General features: G+C 72.3%; 13 protein-coding genes and 1 pseudogene. 7 read left to right on the top strand and 7 right to left on the bottom strand.

Features of this window, described 5'->3' with window-relative positions:
- Positions 1–197 precede the first annotated feature (197 nt).
- The 5 genes from ABEA77_RS22185 (at position 198) to ABEA77_RS22165 (ending at position 6224) form a co-directional block, all read left to right on the top strand.
- Positions 198–2441 carry a hypothetical protein gene (locus tag ABEA77_RS22185; protein WP_345650381.1) on the top strand — a complete coding sequence of 748 codons (2244 nt, stop codon included), beginning with the start codon at positions 198–200 and terminating at the stop codon, positions 2439–2441.
- A 277-nt stretch (positions 2442–2718) separates the two neighbouring features.
- Positions 2719–3642: an ABC transporter ATP-binding protein gene (locus ABEA77_RS22180; protein WP_345650379.1), complete on the top strand. Its 924-nt coding sequence runs from the start codon at positions 2719–2721 to the stop codon at positions 3640–3642.
- Positions 3639–4394, top strand: coding sequence for an ABC transporter permease (locus tag ABEA77_RS22175; protein WP_345650376.1), 756 nt, complete (start codon positions 3639–3641; stop codon positions 4392–4394). The genes ABEA77_RS22180 and ABEA77_RS22175 overlap by 4 nt, the downstream gene beginning before the upstream one ends.
- A gap of 98 nt (positions 4395–4492) precedes the next feature.
- A complete protein-coding gene (locus ABEA77_RS22170; protein ID WP_345650441.1) occupies positions 4493–5596 on the top strand; it encodes a sensor histidine kinase in 1104 nt (367 codons plus the stop codon).
- Positions 5597–5609: 13 nt separating this feature from the next.
- On the top strand, positions 5610–6224 hold the full coding sequence (locus tag ABEA77_RS22165; protein WP_345650374.1) for a response regulator transcription factor: 615 nt from the start codon (positions 5610–5612) through the stop codon (positions 6222–6224).
- Positions 6225–6368: 144 nt separating this feature from the next.
- Here the strand turns inward: ABEA77_RS22165 and ABEA77_RS22160 are convergent, their stop codons facing one another.
- Positions 6369–7043, bottom strand: a complete 675-nt coding sequence (locus tag ABEA77_RS22160; RefSeq protein ID WP_345650371.1) for a Sua5/YciO/YrdC/YwlC family protein — start codon at positions 7041–7043, stop codon at positions 6369–6371.
- 401 nt (positions 7044–7444) lie between these two features.
- Between ABEA77_RS22160 and ABEA77_RS22155 the strand changes: the two genes are divergently transcribed.
- Both ABEA77_RS22155 and ABEA77_RS22150 read left to right on the top strand, forming a co-directional pair.
- On the top strand, positions 7445–7687 hold the full coding sequence (locus tag ABEA77_RS22155) for a hypothetical protein (RefSeq protein WP_345650368.1): 243 nt from the start codon (positions 7445–7447) through the stop codon (positions 7685–7687).
- Positions 7684–8634, top strand: coding sequence for an SDR family oxidoreductase (locus ABEA77_RS22150; RefSeq protein ID WP_345650366.1), 951 nt, complete (start codon positions 7684–7686; stop codon positions 8632–8634). The genes ABEA77_RS22155 and ABEA77_RS22150 overlap by 4 nt, the downstream gene beginning before the upstream one ends.
- Before the next feature lie 320 nt (positions 8635–8954).
- Here ABEA77_RS22150 and ABEA77_RS22145 read toward each other — a convergent pair.
- The 6 genes and pseudogenes from ABEA77_RS22145 to ABEA77_RS22120 all read right to left on the bottom strand — a co-directional run.
- A pseudogene (locus ABEA77_RS22145) lies at positions 8955–9149 on the bottom strand (TetR/AcrR family transcriptional regulator); the annotation flags it as partial.
- Positions 9150–9254: 105 nt separating this feature from the next.
- Positions 9255–10598, bottom strand: a complete 1344-nt coding sequence (locus tag ABEA77_RS22140) for an FAD-dependent oxidoreductase (protein ID WP_345650363.1) — start codon at positions 10596–10598, stop codon at positions 9255–9257.
- 160 nt (positions 10599–10758) lie between these two features.
- A complete protein-coding gene (locus ABEA77_RS22135) occupies positions 10759–11880 on the bottom strand; it encodes an ABC transporter ATP-binding protein (RefSeq protein ID WP_345650360.1) in 1122 nt (373 codons plus the stop codon).
- Between the two features lie 25 nt (positions 11881–11905).
- Positions 11906–12967 (bottom strand): ABC transporter ATP-binding protein, encoded by a 1062-nt coding sequence (locus ABEA77_RS22130; RefSeq protein ID WP_345650357.1) that lies wholly within the window; start codon positions 12965–12967, stop codon positions 11906–11908.
- 11 nt (positions 12968–12978) lie between these two features.
- Positions 12979–13956 carry an ABC transporter permease gene (locus ABEA77_RS22125; protein ID WP_345650354.1) on the bottom strand — a complete coding sequence of 326 codons (978 nt, stop codon included), beginning with the start codon at positions 13954–13956 and terminating at the stop codon, positions 12979–12981.
- A 132-nt stretch (positions 13957–14088) separates the two neighbouring features.
- Complete coding sequence (locus ABEA77_RS22120) at positions 14089–15891, bottom strand: ABC transporter substrate-binding protein (RefSeq protein WP_345650351.1); 1803 nt, start codon at positions 15889–15891, stop codon at positions 14089–14091.
- Position 15892 lies beyond the last annotated feature (1 nt).

Raw genomic sequence — 15892 nt, 5'->3', positions numbered from 1 at the left:
GCCCGGGCACGCCGTGGTGGATTTTGACCCCATAGATACCGTGCGGGACCGGCGGCTTCCCCCGGTCGTCGGGTACACGTCCGCCGGGCCCAGTATGGTGGTGCGCGCTCCGGACCGTCCCCCGGCCTGCGGCCCGGGAATCTGGACAGTCGCGTATCAGTGAGATCGGGCGGCGGAGCCAACCGGGAGAACCTGCTTTGAGTCGTGAAACTGACAGTTCGCCTTCCGGGCCCCAGGGGCGCGGCGCTTCGCCGTACCCCTCGGGAACCCCGCCGTACGGATCGCGCCAGGAGCCGGGGCCTCAGCAGGACGCCGGCGAGACCGGTGCGACGGGCCCGCGGCAGGGCGAGCCCAGAACCGAGACCACGCTGACCACCCGCATCCGGATCAACATCCCCGGGTCGCGGCCCATCCCGCCGGTCGTCGTCAGGACGCCGCTGGGCGAAGGAGCCGAGAACGGCGCGGACGGCGCGGACGGCGGGGGCGGCGAACGCGGCGAGGGCACGAACGGCCGCGGGATCGCCGCCGCGGCCCAGGACGGCGGCGGCGCCGAGAGCACGGGCCAGGTGCCCGCGCCCGGCGGAGGGGCCCAGGCCCCCGCGGGCGGGCAGGCCCAGGCCAGGGAGCCCGCGCCCGCGCCCGAGAAGAAGACGAGCGACTGGTTCGCGCCGCGCAAGCCGATGGCGAAGGGCGGCGCGATGGGCGCGGGCGCCGCCGCCACGGCGGGCGAGGAGCCGGCGGGACCCGGCGCCCAGGGCGCCGCTCCCGGCCCCGGCGGCGCGGCTCCCGGCACGGGGGCTCCCGGCGGCACGGCTCCGGGCGCGGGAGCTCCCGGAGCGGGCGAGCAGGGCCCGGTCTCGTCGCCGTACCAGGACGCCGCACGCCAGGACCCGTACGGCGCCGCGTACGACGGCGGCGGTCGGCCCGCCGACGGCGGCACCCCGCCGTACGGCTCCGCGCCGGTGCCGGGCCCCGGCGAGGTGCCCAACGGCCCCACCGCGGGCCCCGCCACCGGCGGTTCCACGTTCGGCTCCGGGCTGCCGACAGGTCCCGGCCACACCCCGCCGTACGGCACGCCGGAGATGGCCGCCGGCCCCGAGGGGACGCCGGTCCACGGCACGCCCGCGCACGGCACCCCGGGCTCGGGGGCGCCGGGGCAGGAGGGGCCGCCGCGGATGTCGGACGACACCGCGATCCTGACGCCCCAGCAGTTGGTGCCCGAGCCAGGCGCGGAGCAGGGCGGACACGTGTCGGGTTCGACGCTCTCCAGCGGCGTCCCGGCCACCTCGGCGGAGGGGCGCACACAGCCCTTCCCCGGCTCCGGCCGGGCCGAGGACCAGGGGGCGCGCCCGCGCCCCGACCTGACGCCCCGTCTCGACGCGCGGCCCCCGGCACCGACCGGCCAGGACGGCCCGGCGGGTCCCGCGCAGACCCCCGCCGCCGCGCCCGCCGCGCCCGCCGCGGCGGCCAGGCCCGCGGCCAAGAAGAAGGGCCGCTCCAAGCTGGTCCTCGCGGTGGTGGCGGTGCTCGTGGTGGCCGGCGGTCTGTACGGCGCGGGCCTGGTGATGAACCACGCGGACGTCCCGAAGGGCACCACCGTCCTCGGCGTCCCCATCGGCGGCAGCACCAAGGACCAGGCCCTGGACACGCTGGAGAAGCAGCTCGGCGAGCGGGCGGAGATGCCGCTGAAGCTGACGGTCGGCGACAAGAGCGAGTCGCTCTCGCCGCAGAACGCGGGCCTCACGCTGGACGACCAGGCCACCGTCGAGGCGGCCTCAGGACCCGACTACGACCCGGTCGACGTGATGGGTTCGCTGTTCGGCAGGGAGCGTCCCGTCGACCCGGTGATGCCGGTGGACGACGAGAAGCTGACCGCCGCGCTCAGCGGCATGGCGCAGTCCCTCGGCTCGGCCCGCGAGGGCACCATCACCTTCGACACCGGCAAGCCGGTCGCCGTGCCGGGCAAGGCGGGCACGGGGCTCGACGTGGCCCGCGCCAAGCAGTCCGTGCGGGACGCCTTCCGCAACCAGGTGCAGACCGGCCGTGCGGCCGGCCTGACGCTGCCGACGGTCGAGCAGCGGCCGACGATAAGCGAGGCGGAGATCGACCGGGCCATGAAGGACTTCGCGGAGCCCGCGATGTCCGGCCTCGTCACGATCAAGGCGGGCGGCGCGTCCATCCAGTTCGGCCAGGTCTCGCTGCCGAAGATCCTCTCGATGAAGGCCGTCGACGGGAAGCTGGTGGACAGCTACGACCTCAAGGCGCTCAAGGAGGCGTACGGCTCCGCGTTCGACGGCGTGACGGTCAAGCGGGCCGACGGTTCGAGCACGGCGGTGACCCCGCAGGACGTCGCGGACCAGCTGCGGGTGGCGCTGCGCGGCAAGACCCCTGAGCAGCGGGTGCGGGAGATCGGCGCCCCCACCTCGGGACTGACCGGCTGAGACCGCGTGCGGCGACGGCGCGCCCGGCGCCGTGCCCACCGGCCTGCGCCGTGCCCGACAGGCCGCGCCCTGCCGACCGGCCTGCGCCGTGCCCGACAGGCCGCGCCCTGCCGACCGGCCGGCGCCGGACCCGGTGACCCGGTGCGCGCGGCGCGCGCGGCGCGCCACCAGCGGCCGCGCCGCGGGAGTGTCACGGACCCGGCATGACATCTGTCATGCCGGGTCTCCCACATTCGGCACTGCCACGCGGACCGGCCCGCTTGCCAGGATGGGAGCCATGAAGACACCAGCTCCCGCCGCGACCGCCGTCGTCGCGTTCGCGAACGTGACGAAGTCGTACGGCACCGTACGCGCCGTGGACGGGCTCACGCTCGACCTGCACCCCGGCGAGACGGTCGCGCTGCTCGGTCCCAACGGCGCGGGGAAGTCCTCCGCCCTCGACCTGCTGCTCGGGCTGCGCACGCCCGACACCGGGACCGTCACGGTCTTCGGGTCCACGCCGCAGGGCGCGATCGCCACGGGCCACGTCGGCGCCATGCTCCAGACCGGCGGCCTGATGGAGGGCGTGAAGGTCAGGGAGATCGTCAAGCTCGCCTGCGACCTGCACCCGCGGCCGCACCCGGTGGAGGAGGTACTGGACCGCGCGGGCATCGCCCAGGTCGCCGACCGGATGGTCGACAAGCTCTCCGGTGGCCAGGAGCAGCGCGTACGGTTCGCACTCGCGACGGCCGGAGCGAACGACCTGATCGTGCTGGACGAGCCGACCACCGGCATGGACGTCACGGCGCGCCAGGCGTTCTGGTCGACCATGCGGGAGGAGGCGGGCCGGGGCCGTACGGTCCTGTTCGCCACGCACTACCTGGAGGAGGCCGACGCGATCGCCGACCGGGTCCTGGTGCTGCACAAGGGGCGGCTCCTCGCGGACGGCACCGCGGCGGAGATCAAGGCGAAGGCCGGCGCGCGGCGCATCGCCTTCGACCTGGAGGGCCCGATCGACGAGCGGGCGCTCGGCGGCCTGCCGTTCCTCAGCTCGCTGACCGTGTCGGGGACGACGGTGCGCATGCAGTCGCACGACGCGGACGCCACCGTGCACGCCCTGTACGGGCTGGGGCTCTACCCCCGCAACCTGGAGGTCGCGGGACTCGGCCTCGAACAGGCATTCGTCGCCATCACCGAGGCCGAGGAGGCAAGGACCGCATGAGCAGGCTCACCTACGGCGCGCTGACCCGGCTGGAGATCACCCGGACGCTGCGCAACAAGAAGTTCATGTTCTTCTCGGTCATCTACCCCGCGGGCCTGTTCCTGGTGATCGCGGGCCCGCAGGACGACACCACGATCTCCGGCACGGGCGGGCTCACGCTCGGCGCGTTCTACATGGTCGCGATGGCGTCCTTCGGCGCGCTCACCGCCGTACTGATGGGCAACAGCGAGCGCATCGCCAAGGAGCGGGAGAAGGGGTGGGTGCGGCAGCTGCGGCTGACGTCGCTGCCGGGCCGCGGCTACGTCCTCGCGAAGATCGCAAGCGCCGCGGTGGTCAGCCTGCCGTCGATCATCATCGTGTTCCTGGTGGCCGCGGCCATCAAGCACATCCACCTGGAGCCCTGGCAGTGGCTCGCGCTCACGGGCGTGATCTGGGCGGGCAGCCTGTGCTTCGCCGCGCTGGGCGTGGCCATCGGCTACCTCGCCACCGGTGACGCCGTACGGCCGATCACGATGATCATCTACTTCGGCCTGTCCATCCTCGGCGGGCTCTGGCTGCCGACCACGGCCTACCCGCGGTGGCTCCAGGACGTCACCTCGTGGTTGCCGACCCACGCCTACGCGGGCCTCGGCCAGGCCATCGAGCTGGGTGGCGCGCCGCACGCCAAGGACGTGGCGCTGATCGTCGGGTACTTCCTCGTCTTCGCGGTCGCCGCCGCGTGGCTGTACCGGAAGGACACCCGGAAGGCGTGAGCGGGGTGCGGACCACGGACGACCGCCCGCACGAGGTCGGTCCCGGCGTGCCGATCGGCCGGCCCCCGGAGAACCGCAGGCAGGTACTGGTCAAGCTGATGTGGACCGGCATCTGGCTGGCCTACCTCGGCGCGCCGGTCTCCGACCTCGGTGACGGCGGGCACGGCACCGCGGCCGTGGCCCTGGGCTCCGCGGGCCTCGCGGCGTTCGTGGCGGTGTACCTGGCGCTGGTCTTCCGGCACACCGGGCGCGCCTACAGTGCCGGCACCGTGCGGGCGCTGCTCGCCGGGGTGTTCGCGCTCGCCGCCTGCCTTGCCCTGACCATGGGGTCGCCGTGGCTGGTCCTGTTCGTGTACGTGTCGGTGTCGGCGGGCGCGGCCCTGCCGGCCCGGCAGTCCGCGGTGGCGATCCCGGTGGCGGTGGGCGCGCTCGCGCTGGTGGGCACGCAGACGCGGGGCGACGACGGGTATGTGCTCGCGCTCGCGGCCCCCGCGCTGCTCGGCGGCTTCGCCATGGTGGGGGTGAGCCAGCTGGTGCGCACGATGGTCGAGCTGCGGCAGGCGCGGGCCACGGTCGCGACGCTCGCCGCCAACGAGGAGCGCCTGCGGATGGCCCGCGACCTGCACGACCTGCTGGGCCACTCGCTCTCGCTGATCACCCTCAAGAGCGAGCTCGCCGGCCGGATGCTGCCCGACCATCCGGGCCGGGCCGCCGAGCAGGTCGAGGACATCGAGCGGGTGAGCAGACAGGCCCTCACGGACGTACGCGAGGCCGTCAGCGGCTACCGCAGGCTGACGCTCCCGGGGGAGCTGGCGGGCGCGCGCACCACGCTCGCGGTCGCGGGCATCGCGGCCCGGCTGCCCGACGCCGTGCCCGGCGACCTGCCGGGCGCGCTCGCGCCCCGCTCCGAGGAGGCGCTCGCCTGGTCGCTGCGCGAGGCCGTCACCAACGTCGTACGGCACAGCGGTGCGCGGAACTGCGCGGTGGCGCTGGCGCCCCGGCAGACGCTCGACGGCCTGTTCCTCCAGCTCACCGTGGAGGACGACGGGCGGGGTCTCGGCACCGCGCCGCGCGGCAACGGCCTCACCGGGCTGGGCGAACGCCTCGACGCGGCCGGCGGCACGCTGGACCTGCGGTCCTCGCGGCCGGGCGTGGCACTGACGGTGCGCGTCCCGCTGGCCGCCCGCGGCGACGCTGTCTGACAGGATCGCGGACATGAGCGGGCAGATCAGGATCCTCCTCGCCGAGGACCAGTCCATGGTGCGCGAGGCGCTCGCGGCGCTGCTCGGCCTCGAACCCGACATGGCCGTGGTCGCGCAGGTGGCGCGCGGCGACGAGGTGGTGGCCGCGGCCAGGGAGCACGCGGTGGACGTGGCGCTGCTCGACATCGAGATGCCGGGGGCCACGGGCATCGAGGCGGCGGCGGAGCTCGCGGCCGAGCTGCCCGGGGTGCGGGTGGTGGTGCTGACGACGTTCGGCAGGCCCGGGTATCTGCGCAGGGCCATGGAGGCGGGCGCAGGGGCGTTCCTCGTGAAGGACGCGCCCGCCGCCCAACTCGCCGACGCCGTACGCCGGGTGCTGGCGGGTGAGCACGTCATCGACCCGACGCTGGCCGCGGCGGCGCTGGCCGGAGGCGCGAACCCGCTGACCGAGCGGGAGCGCGAGGTGCTGGCCGCCGCGGCCGACGGCGCGACCAACGCGGAACTCGCCGCGTCCCTGCACCTCTCCCAGGGCACCGTGCGCAACTACCTCTCCACGGCGATCCAGAAGCTGGCGGTCCGCAACCGCGCTGAGGCGGTCAACGCGGCCCGCGGGAAGGGCTGGCTCTGAGGGCGCCTCAGCCCTCGGCACGCCACCACGCCGGCCCCCGCGGAGCGGGCACGGCACACGGCGCCCACCCCCGACCGGCCGCTGGGCGCCCTGCGCGACGGGGTGTTCCCGGCCTCCGCGAGCGGGACCCGCGCGGCCCTGCCGCTACAGGGAGGTGTCCGCGCGCGAGCGCCAGCGCGCGGCCAGGTCGGCCGCGTAAGCCGCCTCGTCGCTTCCGAAGGCCGCGTTGTTGATGCCGGACCTGGCGACGCCCAGTTCGCCGAGGCGGCTCATCCGGACCATGGTGGTGGAGCCGTGGGGCCGTGTCCCGTCACGCAGCCCGTCGCCGTCCAGCACGAGCAGCCGGCCGCCGAGGGCGGCCTCGGCCTCGGCGGCCGTCGTGGCGGGCCGGCCGCCGGTGAGGTTCGCGCTGCTCATGTACAGGTGGCCGAACGCGCCCAGGATTTTGGCGAGTCCGGGAAGCCACGGCATCGACGTGAAGAAGAGCATGCCGTCACGGGTCGCGGGCGCCAGCCAGCCAGGACCGCACGACCTGACCGGCGCCAGCAGGCTGACCCGCTCCGACGTGCCCAGCCAGCGGGCCAGCCGCAGCGCCTCGTCGGTGATGTCGAGATACGGGGCCACCACGTCGATGTCCTCGACGGTGAGGCCGACCGACTGGTCCGCCGGGCGCCCTTTCGCGCCGTTGACGGCCGCGGCGTCCGTGCCGGTGACCGTGTAGGGCATCGGTGACGGCAGGGGGATCGCGAGGGGCGCTCCCGCCCGCAGCGCGGCCACGGCTCCCGAGACGGCACGGTCCCCGATCGGCAGGACGGTCATGGAACATTCCCCTTTCGCGTTCCGGGCCCGTCGCGAGCGACCGCGCCCGGCGGAGCGGCCGTGCCGGCTCCGCAGCCGGAACAGCCCGCCTCCCTATACCCTTGCACGAGCCTATGTTATCAACATAGAAAGGAGAGGGCGGGAGCCCCTCCCGCCCCGAGGAGGCCCGAGAACGTGCCCCTGGAACACGCGCCGAAGACGCCGCCTGACCGGGGTCCTGGCAGTGAAGCGCCCCTGCCGGCCGACGCCTCCCGCAGGCAGGCGTGCGCCCTGTTCGCGGCGCCCGCCCTGTTCGGCGTCGTCGCCGGTCTGACGCTGAAGTGGTCGCCGGCGGCCTGGCGGACGCTCCAGGTCGTCGGCCTGTTCTGCGCCGTCCCCGCCGGACGCGAGCACGGGCACGGGTGGTCGGCCGCGGCGCGCGGATCTTCGCCGGAGCGGTCGCCGCCGGGGTGGTCGCCGTCCTGCACGCCGCATCGCCCGGCGAGGACGTCAGGACGCTCGACAGCCCGTCCTACGTGGCCGAGTCGGCCGTCGCGTCCGCCGTACTGCATCTGATCGGCGCCGCGCCGCGGGTTCCGCCGCGCCAGGAGGCGCGTGACCGCGCCGCTCCGGCCGACCGGCATCGAGGAAAGGCCGTCCGATGAACACGTGGAAGGGTTCCGTCGCCTTCGTCACCGGCGGTGGTCGGGGAATCGGCCTCGGCATCGCCCGGACGCTCGCCGGTCGCGGGGTGTGCCTCGCGCTGACGGACATCGACGAGCGGGCACTGCACAGGAGTGCGGCGGAGCTCTCGCGCCTCACCGACGTCGAGCCGCTGCTGCTCGACGTCCGCGACCGCGCGGCGTACGCAGCCGCCGCCGACGCGGCCGAGGCGGGGCTCGGACCGGTCGGCCTGCTGTTCAACAACGCGGGCATCGCGCCGCACGCGCCGGTCGCCGAGTGGACGTACGAGAAGTGGGACACGGCCCTCGGCGTCAGTCTGGACGGCGTCGTCAACGGCCTGCAGGCGTTCGTTCCCCGCATGATCGAACGCGGCGGGGGCGGATACGTGGTGAACACGGCCCCGGGCGCGGGCCTGATCCCCCATGGGAGCGTGCTGTACACGACGGGCAAGTTCGCGGTGGCGGAGCTCTCGGAGTCGCTCCGGCGCGAACTGGGCCCCTGCGGCATCGACGTGAACGTGCTCTGCCCCGGGCCCGTCGACACCGGGATCCTGCACAACACCCGTGCCGTCGATGAGGGCGTCGCCGTGGTGCGGCGCGGACAGGCTCCCGGCCGCACCGAGAAGTACCTCAAGGAAGGGACGAGTATCGATGCCGCCGGTGAACGGGTTGTCGCCGCCATGGGGGCCGGGTCCCTGCGGATCGACACGGACGCTTTCGTGCGCCCCGCGCTCAAGGCGAGGAGGGGGCCCTCCTTGCATCGTTCCCCTCGCAGTAAGCGGGGGAGGAAAGCTCAGGGACGGGCGCCGGGATCGGCGGAATCCGGTGTCTCCCACAGAGTGGCGAGGTTTTTCTGGAACTCGGCTGCCACCAGACGGATGGCCTCCTCGAAATCGACGCCGTCCCGGTCGACGAGCGCCTGCAGGTGAATACCGAAAAGCGTTCCTGTGAAGGCGACGGCGAACGCGCGCTCACGTTTCGAGGCGACGCCCTCGTCGGCCGTCTCGGGGCGCTGCGCGCGCAGCCAGCGTTCGAGGCCGTGCCGGTGCCGCGCGAAGAACTCCTGGTACTGGCCCTGGACCGCGCCCGAGCTGTTCATGGCCTCGGTCAGCGCCATGAACACCAGGGCCGAGTCGCCGTCGCGCACCCAGGCCCCGAACTCCTCGGCCAGCTCGGGAAGGGTCGGGAAGGACGTGCGCAGCTCCGGGGCCATGGCCCGGTTCATCGCGCGCTCGACCACCGCGAGAAACAGTCCGTGCTTGTTCTTGAAGTGCCACGGGATGGATCCCCGGCTGATACCGGAACGCTCGGCGATTTCGGCGAAAGAAGTGCGCTCGAAACCGCGCTCGACGAACAGACCTTCCGCCGCGTCGAGAATACGCCGGCGGCTCTCGTTGCCGATCTCGTCGATTCGGCGCTTTCCTGGAGTGCTCACGGACGTCATTCTAGGGGCTGCCCGGTAAGCGGTGTCCCCGCCGTAAGCCGATCTCCTCCTGGGAATTGCGGTGTTGAAGCCCTCCCGGACCCCGCCCACCGCCGGGACGGCGGTTCAGCCCCCCGGCCGCCGGGCGCGGGCGACGCGCAGGACGACGGCGGGGGCGAGAAGGGCGGAGGGCGGGTCGAGGAGGTGGGCGACGCGCAGGAAGCGGGTGGCGACGGCCGGGTCGGCCGCGCAGACGGCGCGCAGGCGGGCCAGGTAGCGGTCGAGCAGGGCCGGCCGGGAGGACGCGGACCGGAACGCGAGGTCGCTGCCGGCCGCCAGGGACCACGGCCGGTCGACCAGCGCGGCCGCCTCGGCGAAGAACCGCCGCGGCAACTCGGGGGTGTCCGGATCGGGTCCTGGGGCCCGGCGCAGCAACCGGCCGAGCAGGTCCGCCTCAAGGGCCGCGACCGTCATGCCCTGCCCGTACACGGGGTTGAAGCCGCACAGTGCGTCCCCGAGGGCGAGGAAGCCCGCCGGGTGGGCGGGCAACCGCTCGTAGTGGCGGCGGACGCCGCGCGGGTAGCGGGTGCGCGCGGGCTCGCCGAGCGGCTCGGCGCTCTCCACGGCCTCGGCGACGTCCGGCGCGGCGAGCGACCTGGCGTAGGCGGCGTACCCGGCGCCGTCCGCGGGCGGTTCCTCGCCGAACACCCCGACGAGGACCACGGCGAACAGGCCGTCCTCCTGCCGTACGGCGACCCCGCCACGCGGACAGCCCGGGTACGGCACGATCGTGGTGCCCAACCGGCCGCCGAGCAGCCCGGGTTCGTAGCGGTAGTGGCGGGTGGCGTAGACGACGTGCGCGTCGACCGCCGACTCCGCGGGACGCGGGCAGCCGAGCGCGTCGAGCCACTGCGGCGCCCGGGAGCCGCGGCCCGCCGCGTCCACCACCAGATCGGCGCCGAGGACGCTCTCCCGCGCGCGCCCCGCGCGTTCGCGGACGCGGACGCCGGTGACCCGGGCCGGGGAGCGCGCCGCGGGCCCGGTGCCGGCAAGACCCGTCGCCTCGCACCCGTCGGTGATCGTGACGCCGGGCAGTACGGAAACCCGGGCGCGCACGAGCAGTTCGAGCAGCGGCCGGGTGACGCCGTGCAGCACAAGACCCGAGTCGGCGGGCGCCATGAGCCGGCCGTCGAGGTACATGTGGTGGTCGCCCTGGCTGTCGCCGCTGGGCACGCCGCGGGCCGCGAGCTCGTCGAGGAACCCGGGGAACAGCGCGTCGAGCGCGGTGCCGCCGCTGGAGAGCAGCGCGTGCACATGGCGGCCCTGCGGAACGCCCCGCCGGGGCGCGGCCCGGCCGGGCAGGCGGTCCCGGTCGAGGACCGTCACCCGCTCGTAGTGGTCGCTGAGTGCCCGTGCCGCGAGCAGCCCGCCGACGCTCGCCCCGATAACGACCGCATGACGCTGAGCCACACTCCCACCGTCCCTCCGCCCCTGACACGTCTCCCGCCACAAAAGCGTTCAACGCGCGCGTTGTGGAGCCGAGTTCAGGCCATGGCGGATCCGGGTGCGGCACGGCCCCGCTCCCCCGGGTGTCCGGGCGGCGGGGCCGTGGCGCGAGGGTGACGGTAGGTCAGCTCTTCTTGAGGTCCTTCTCCAGCGACCGCAGGGCCGGGTCCATGACCACGTCCTCTTTGCGGTCGGCCGCGGCGATGGTCGGGTCCTCGGGGAAGTGGCAGGCCGTGAGGTGGCCCTCCTTGTTGCCGCTGATCTGCACCAGCGGCGGCTCCTCGGTGGCGCACTTGTCCTGCGCCTTCCAGCACCGGGTGCGGAAGCGGCAGCCGGACGGCGGCATGATCGGCGACGGCACGTCGCCGACGAGCCGGATGCGCTCGCGCTTCTGCGCGTCGATGTCGGTCTCCGGCACCGCGGACAGCAGGGCGTGCGTGTACGGGTGGCGGGGGCCGCTGTACAGCGTGTCGCGGTCCGCGATCTCGACGACCTTGCCGAGGTACATCACGGCGACGCGCTGCGAGAAGTGCCGCACGATGGACAGGTCGTGAGCGATGAAGACGAACGCGATGCCGCGCTCGCGCTGCAACTCCTGGAGCAGGTTGACGACCTGCGCCTGGATCGACACGTCGAGCGCGGAGACCGGCTCGTCCGCGATGATCAGCTTCGGTTCGAGGGCGAGCGCCCGCGCGACCCCGATGCGCTGCCGCTGGCCGCCGGAGAACTCGTGCGGGAAGCGGTTGTAGTGCTCGGGGTTGAGGCCGACGGTAGCGAGCAGCTCCCGCACGCGGGCCTCACGGCCGCCGGGCGGGTTGATGCCGTTGATCTCCATCGGACCCGAGATGATCTTGCCGACCGTCTGGCGCGGGTTGAGCGACGCGTACGGGTCCTGGAAGATCATCTGGATCTCGGACCTGATGGGCGCGAGCTGCTTGCGGCCCGCGTGCGTGATGTCGCGGCCCTGGTAGGTGATCGTGCCGTCCGTCGGCTCCATGAGCCGCGTCAGCATCCGGCCGGTGGTGGACTTGCCGCAGCCGGACTCGCCCACCAGACCGAGGCTCTCGCCGGGGAAGACGTCCAGGGTGACGCCGTCCACCGCCTGGACCGCGCCGACCTGCCGCTTGAAGGGGAACCCGCCGTAGATCGGGAAGTGCTTGGTCAGGTTCTTGACCTCAAGCAGCGGCCTGCTCTCGGCCGGTGTGGCTTTCTCTGTGACGACCGCGGTCGTCTTGTTCTCGCTCATGGTCTTGGCCCCAGTCGCCGGTACGTCAGCCCAGCCGGGGCTGAATCTTCTCGATGAACACTTGGCGTTTCCGCTCCGCCGTGAGGTGGCAGGCGGAACCGCGTCCCAGTGGGAGCGCGGGCCGCTCGGTGGAGCAGCGCTCGCCCCCGACCAGGTCGACGAACTCGCACCGCGGGTGGAACGGGCAGCCGGGCGGCGGGTTGAGCAGGCTGGGCGGGGATCCGGGGATGGGCCGCAGCGGCTCGTCCACGTTGCCGCTCAGACCCGGCATGGAGGAGAGCAGACCCCAGGTGTACGGGTGCTGAGGCGACTTCAGGACCTCGCGGGTGGTGCCGCGCTCGACGGCGCGCCCCGCGTACATCACGAGGATGTCGTCGGCCGTGTTGGCCACGACGCCCAGGTCGTGCGTGATCAGGATGATCGCCGAGCCGAACTCCTGCTGGAGATCCTTGAGCAGGTCGAGGATCTGCGCCTGCACGGTCACGTCGAGCGCCGTGGTCGGCTCGTCCGCGATCAGCAGCGCCGGGTTGCACACCAGCGCCATGGCGATCATCGCGCGCTGGCGCATACCGCCGGAGAACTGGTGCGGGTAGTCGTCGACGCGGTTCTTGGGGTCGGGGATGCCGACCTTGCCCAGCATCTCGATGGCCCTGGCCCGTGCCTCGGACTTGGACGCCCCCGTGTGCTTGCGGAAGGGCTCGGCGATCTGCCGGCCCACCGTGTAGTACGGGGAGAGCGCCGTGAGCGCGTCCTGGAAGATCATCGCGATCTTGTTGCCGCGGAGGTCTTCGAGCTGCCGGCGCGAGAGGTCCGTGACGTCCTGGCCGTCGACCCAGATCTCGCCCTCGACCGTGGTGGTCTCGGGCGCGTGCAGGCCGAGGATGGACAGGTTGGTCACCGACTTGCCGGAGCCCGACTCGCCGACGATGCCGAGCGTCTTGCCGCGCTCCAGGTCGAAGGAGAGTCCGTTCACGGCCTTGACGATGCCGCCCTCGGTGGAGAAGCGCACGTTGAGGTCGCGCACCGAGAGGAACGCGTCGGACGCGGTCGGCACCGGGGCGCCCTCGGGCTTGGTGAGTGTGGTCACTGTCGTTACTCCTAGGACAGCCGTACGCGCGGGTCGATGATCGCGTAGCACGCGTCCACGACGATGTTGCACAGCAGGATGAAGGCGGAGCTGAACAGCATCACACCCAGGGTCGTGGGCAGGTCCTTCTGGATCACCGACTGCTGGGCGAGCCTGCCGACGCCCGAGAGGTCGAAGGTGATCTCGGTGACGATGCCGCCGCCGAGCAGGGCGCCGATGTCGATGCCGAGGATCGTGACGATCGGGATCAGCGAGCCGCGCCAGGCGTAGCGGAAGAAGACGTACCTGGCGGCCATGCCCTTGGCGCGGGCCGCCCTGACGTGCTCCTCCTGGAGCTGCTCGATCATCGACGAGCGGGCCATACGGGTGTACTGCCCGGTGAAGATGGTCGCCATCACGGCCCAGGGGATGATCAGTCCCGCGAACCAGGCGGCCGGGTTCTCGCTGATCGGCGTGTACGAGGGCTTCGCGAGCCAGCCGGTGGAGAAGACCAGCCACAGCATGACCAGCGGGCCGAGGAAGTAGATCTGCAGCGAGCTGAGCACCAGCGAGCCGCCGCTGAAGACCTTGTCGACCGTCGTGCCCTTCTTCCAGGCGGCGAGCATGCCGGCGCCGAGGCCGACCACGAGGAAGACGACGGCGCCGCCGACCATCAGGGAGAGCGTCAGCGGGAACCGGTCGAGGATGGTGGACCAGACGTTCTGGCCGTTGGCGAAGGAGACCCCGAGGCAGGGCGCCGAGCAGTGGCTCCCCTGGATGTCCCGGCCCATCACGATGCCGACGACGTAGTGCCAGTACTGCACCGGGAGGGGCTGGTCGAGCCCGAGGTTCTTGTGGACGATGGCGAGCGCGTCCGGGGTGCAGTTCTTGCCGCACGCCAGCAGAGCGGGGTCCTGCGGGATGGCGAAGAACATGAAGTACGTGATCGCGCTGATCAGGATGAGGATCAGTACGGCGCCGAACGTCCGGCGAATGAGGAATTGAAGCATGGCTGGTCGCTGCTCTCAGGACGGCGGCTGCTGTGAGGTGTCGTAACGAGGGAACCGGCACCCCGGTGGTGCGCACTCCGCCGGGTGCACACCACCGGGACCGGTCTTGCGGGCTGTCCCCTTCCTGAAGGGTTACTTCTTCAGGAAGACACGCGTCACGTCGACCTCGTTCGAGTCGTTCGAGTAGCGCAGGCCGCCGACGTTCGAGCCGAAGATCTGGAACGTCTTGGTGTAGTAGACGGGGGCGGCCGGGTTGATCCGCTCCATGATGTCCTTGATGATCGTCGTCCACGCGGCCTGGGCCTGCGCGGGGTCGGTGATCTTCTCCGCCTTGGCGATGGCGGCGTTCACCTTCGGGTCGTTGACGTGCGAGTAGTCGGACGAACCGTCCTGGAGGTTCGAACCGTCGTACGTCGGCGGGATGACGGTGGAGGCGGACGGCCAGTCCTGGCCCCAGCCGGTCATGTAGATGTCCATCCCGTTCTTGAGCTTGCCCATCTGCTCGTACCAGGTGGCGTTGTCGATCTCCTTCGTCACCGGGTCGAGGCCGATCTGCTTCAGCATGTTGGTGATGACCACCGACTGCTGCTGGCGGATCTGGGTGTTGGCGTACGCGTAGACGATCTTCTTGCCCTCGGCGTGCGCCTCCTTGATGAGCTGCTTCGCCTTGGCGATGTCGCCGTTGGGCTTCTTCAGCTTGCCGAAGGGGTCGTACTTCGCGTCGAAGCCGGGCAGGGTCGGGGCCAGCAGGCTGTTGGCCACCTCGCCGCCGAAGGAGCCGCCGTCGAGCTTGGCGACCTGCGCGCTCGGCATGGCGTACGCGATGGCGTCACGGATCCGCTTGTCCTTGATGCGGTCCATGTTGAAGTTCATCTGCCACACGTAGGGCTGGTAGCCCTGGATCGTGCGGGCCATGGCAGCCTTGTCGCCGGTCACGTTCGGGACCTGGGTGGTCGCGACGGCGCCGGTCCACTGCATGGCGTTCTTGTCCGTGCCGCGGTCGGCGAGGATCGACTTGGTCTGGTCCTCGCTCTGGACGTTGGTCTGGATGTTGAACCCGTTCACGTACTGGTGGCGGACCGAGTCGGTCTTCGGGTCCCACTGCGGGTTCTTGACCAGCGTCATCGACTTGCCGGGCTTGTAGTCGGCGATCTTGTAGGGACCGGTCGACAGCGGCATCTGGTCGTACTTCTGCTTGGTGTCGCCCTTGATCGGCACGGCCGAGTAGCCGGGCATCGTGAGCGCCTGCGGCAGGTCGGGTTCGGCCTGCTTGAAGTGGAAGACGATGGTCTTCGCGTCGGGCGTGGCGAGCACCGAGTCGGGCAGGTGCTTGCCGTCGTAGCCGCCGCCCGGCAGGGCCTTGCGGTACGCGGTGCCGTCGCCGGAGAGCCACTGCTGGATGTAGGTCGGGCCGTCCGTCTCGAAGGACGCGTACAGGCGCTCGATCGAGTGGCGGATGGTCGCCGACGTGATCGCGTTGCCGTTCTGGTCCTTGATCCCGTCCTTCAGCGTGTACGTCCAGGTCTTGCCGCCGTCCGACTGCTTGCCGGAGTCGGTGGCGAGGTCGCCGACGACGGTGAGCTTGCCGCTGGCGTCCTGGGAGTACTGCGTCAGACCGCGCTGGAGCAGGCGGTCGAGCACCTTGCCGTCACTGACGTAGGTCTGGCCCGGGTCCAGGTGCGAGAAGTCGGCCTGCTGGTAGACCTGCATGGTGCCGCCGCTGTGGGCGCCGGCGACCGCGGGAGCGGGTCCCGTCGACTGCTGCGCGTTGCCGAAGGCGACCGGCTGGCTCAGCTTCTTCGCGTCCTGCTGGGTCTGCGTCTTGGGCTGCCCCTTGCTGCCCCCGTCGTTGCCACCGCACGCGGTGAGCGCCAGCGATCCCGCGGCTACGGCTATGACCGCGGCCTGGGCTCTGCGCGAGCCAAAGATCCTCATG

This window comes from Streptomyces tremellae (genome assembly GCF_039540215.1).
Taxonomy (GTDB): Bacteria; Actinomycetota; Actinomycetes; order Streptomycetales; family Streptomycetaceae; genus Streptomyces; species Streptomyces tremellae.
Note: the sequence above shows the minus strand (reverse complement) of the source record. Positions and strands in the feature narration are given on the sequence as shown.

What these genes read in the sequence shown, in the direction of transcription:
- ABEA77_RS22180 (WP_345650379.1), top strand. Translation starts at nt 2,719, where the DNA reads ATGAAGACACCAGCTCCCGCCGCGACCGCCGTCGTCGCGTTCGCGAAC.
- ABEA77_RS22175 (WP_345650376.1), top strand. Translation starts at nt 3,639, where the DNA reads ATGAGCAGGCTCACCTACGGCGCGCTGACCCGGCTGGAGATCACCCGG.
- ABEA77_RS22170 (WP_345650441.1), top strand. Translation starts at nt 4,493, where the DNA reads ATGTGGACCGGCATCTGGCTGGCCTACCTCGGCGCGCCGGTCTCCGAC.
- ABEA77_RS22165 (WP_345650374.1), top strand. Translation starts at nt 5,610, where the DNA reads ATGAGCGGGCAGATCAGGATCCTCCTCGCCGAGGACCAGTCCATGGTG.
- ABEA77_RS22160 (WP_345650371.1), bottom strand. Translation starts at nt 7,043, where the DNA reads ATGACCGTCCTGCCGATCGGGGACCGTGCCGTCTCGGGAGCCGTGGCC.
- ABEA77_RS22150 (WP_345650366.1), top strand. Translation starts at nt 7,684, where the DNA reads ATGAACACGTGGAAGGGTTCCGTCGCCTTCGTCACCGGCGGTGGTCGG.
- ABEA77_RS22135 (WP_345650360.1), bottom strand. Translation starts at nt 11,880, where the DNA reads ATGAGCGAGAACAAGACGACCGCGGTCGTCACAGAGAAAGCCACACCG.
- ABEA77_RS22125 (WP_345650354.1), bottom strand. Translation starts at nt 13,956, where the DNA reads ATGCTTCAATTCCTCATTCGCCGGACGTTCGGCGCCGTACTGATCCTC.
- ABEA77_RS22120 (WP_345650351.1), bottom strand. Translation starts at nt 15,891, where the DNA reads ATGAGGATCTTTGGCTCGCGCAGAGCCCAGGCCGCGGTCATAGCCGTA.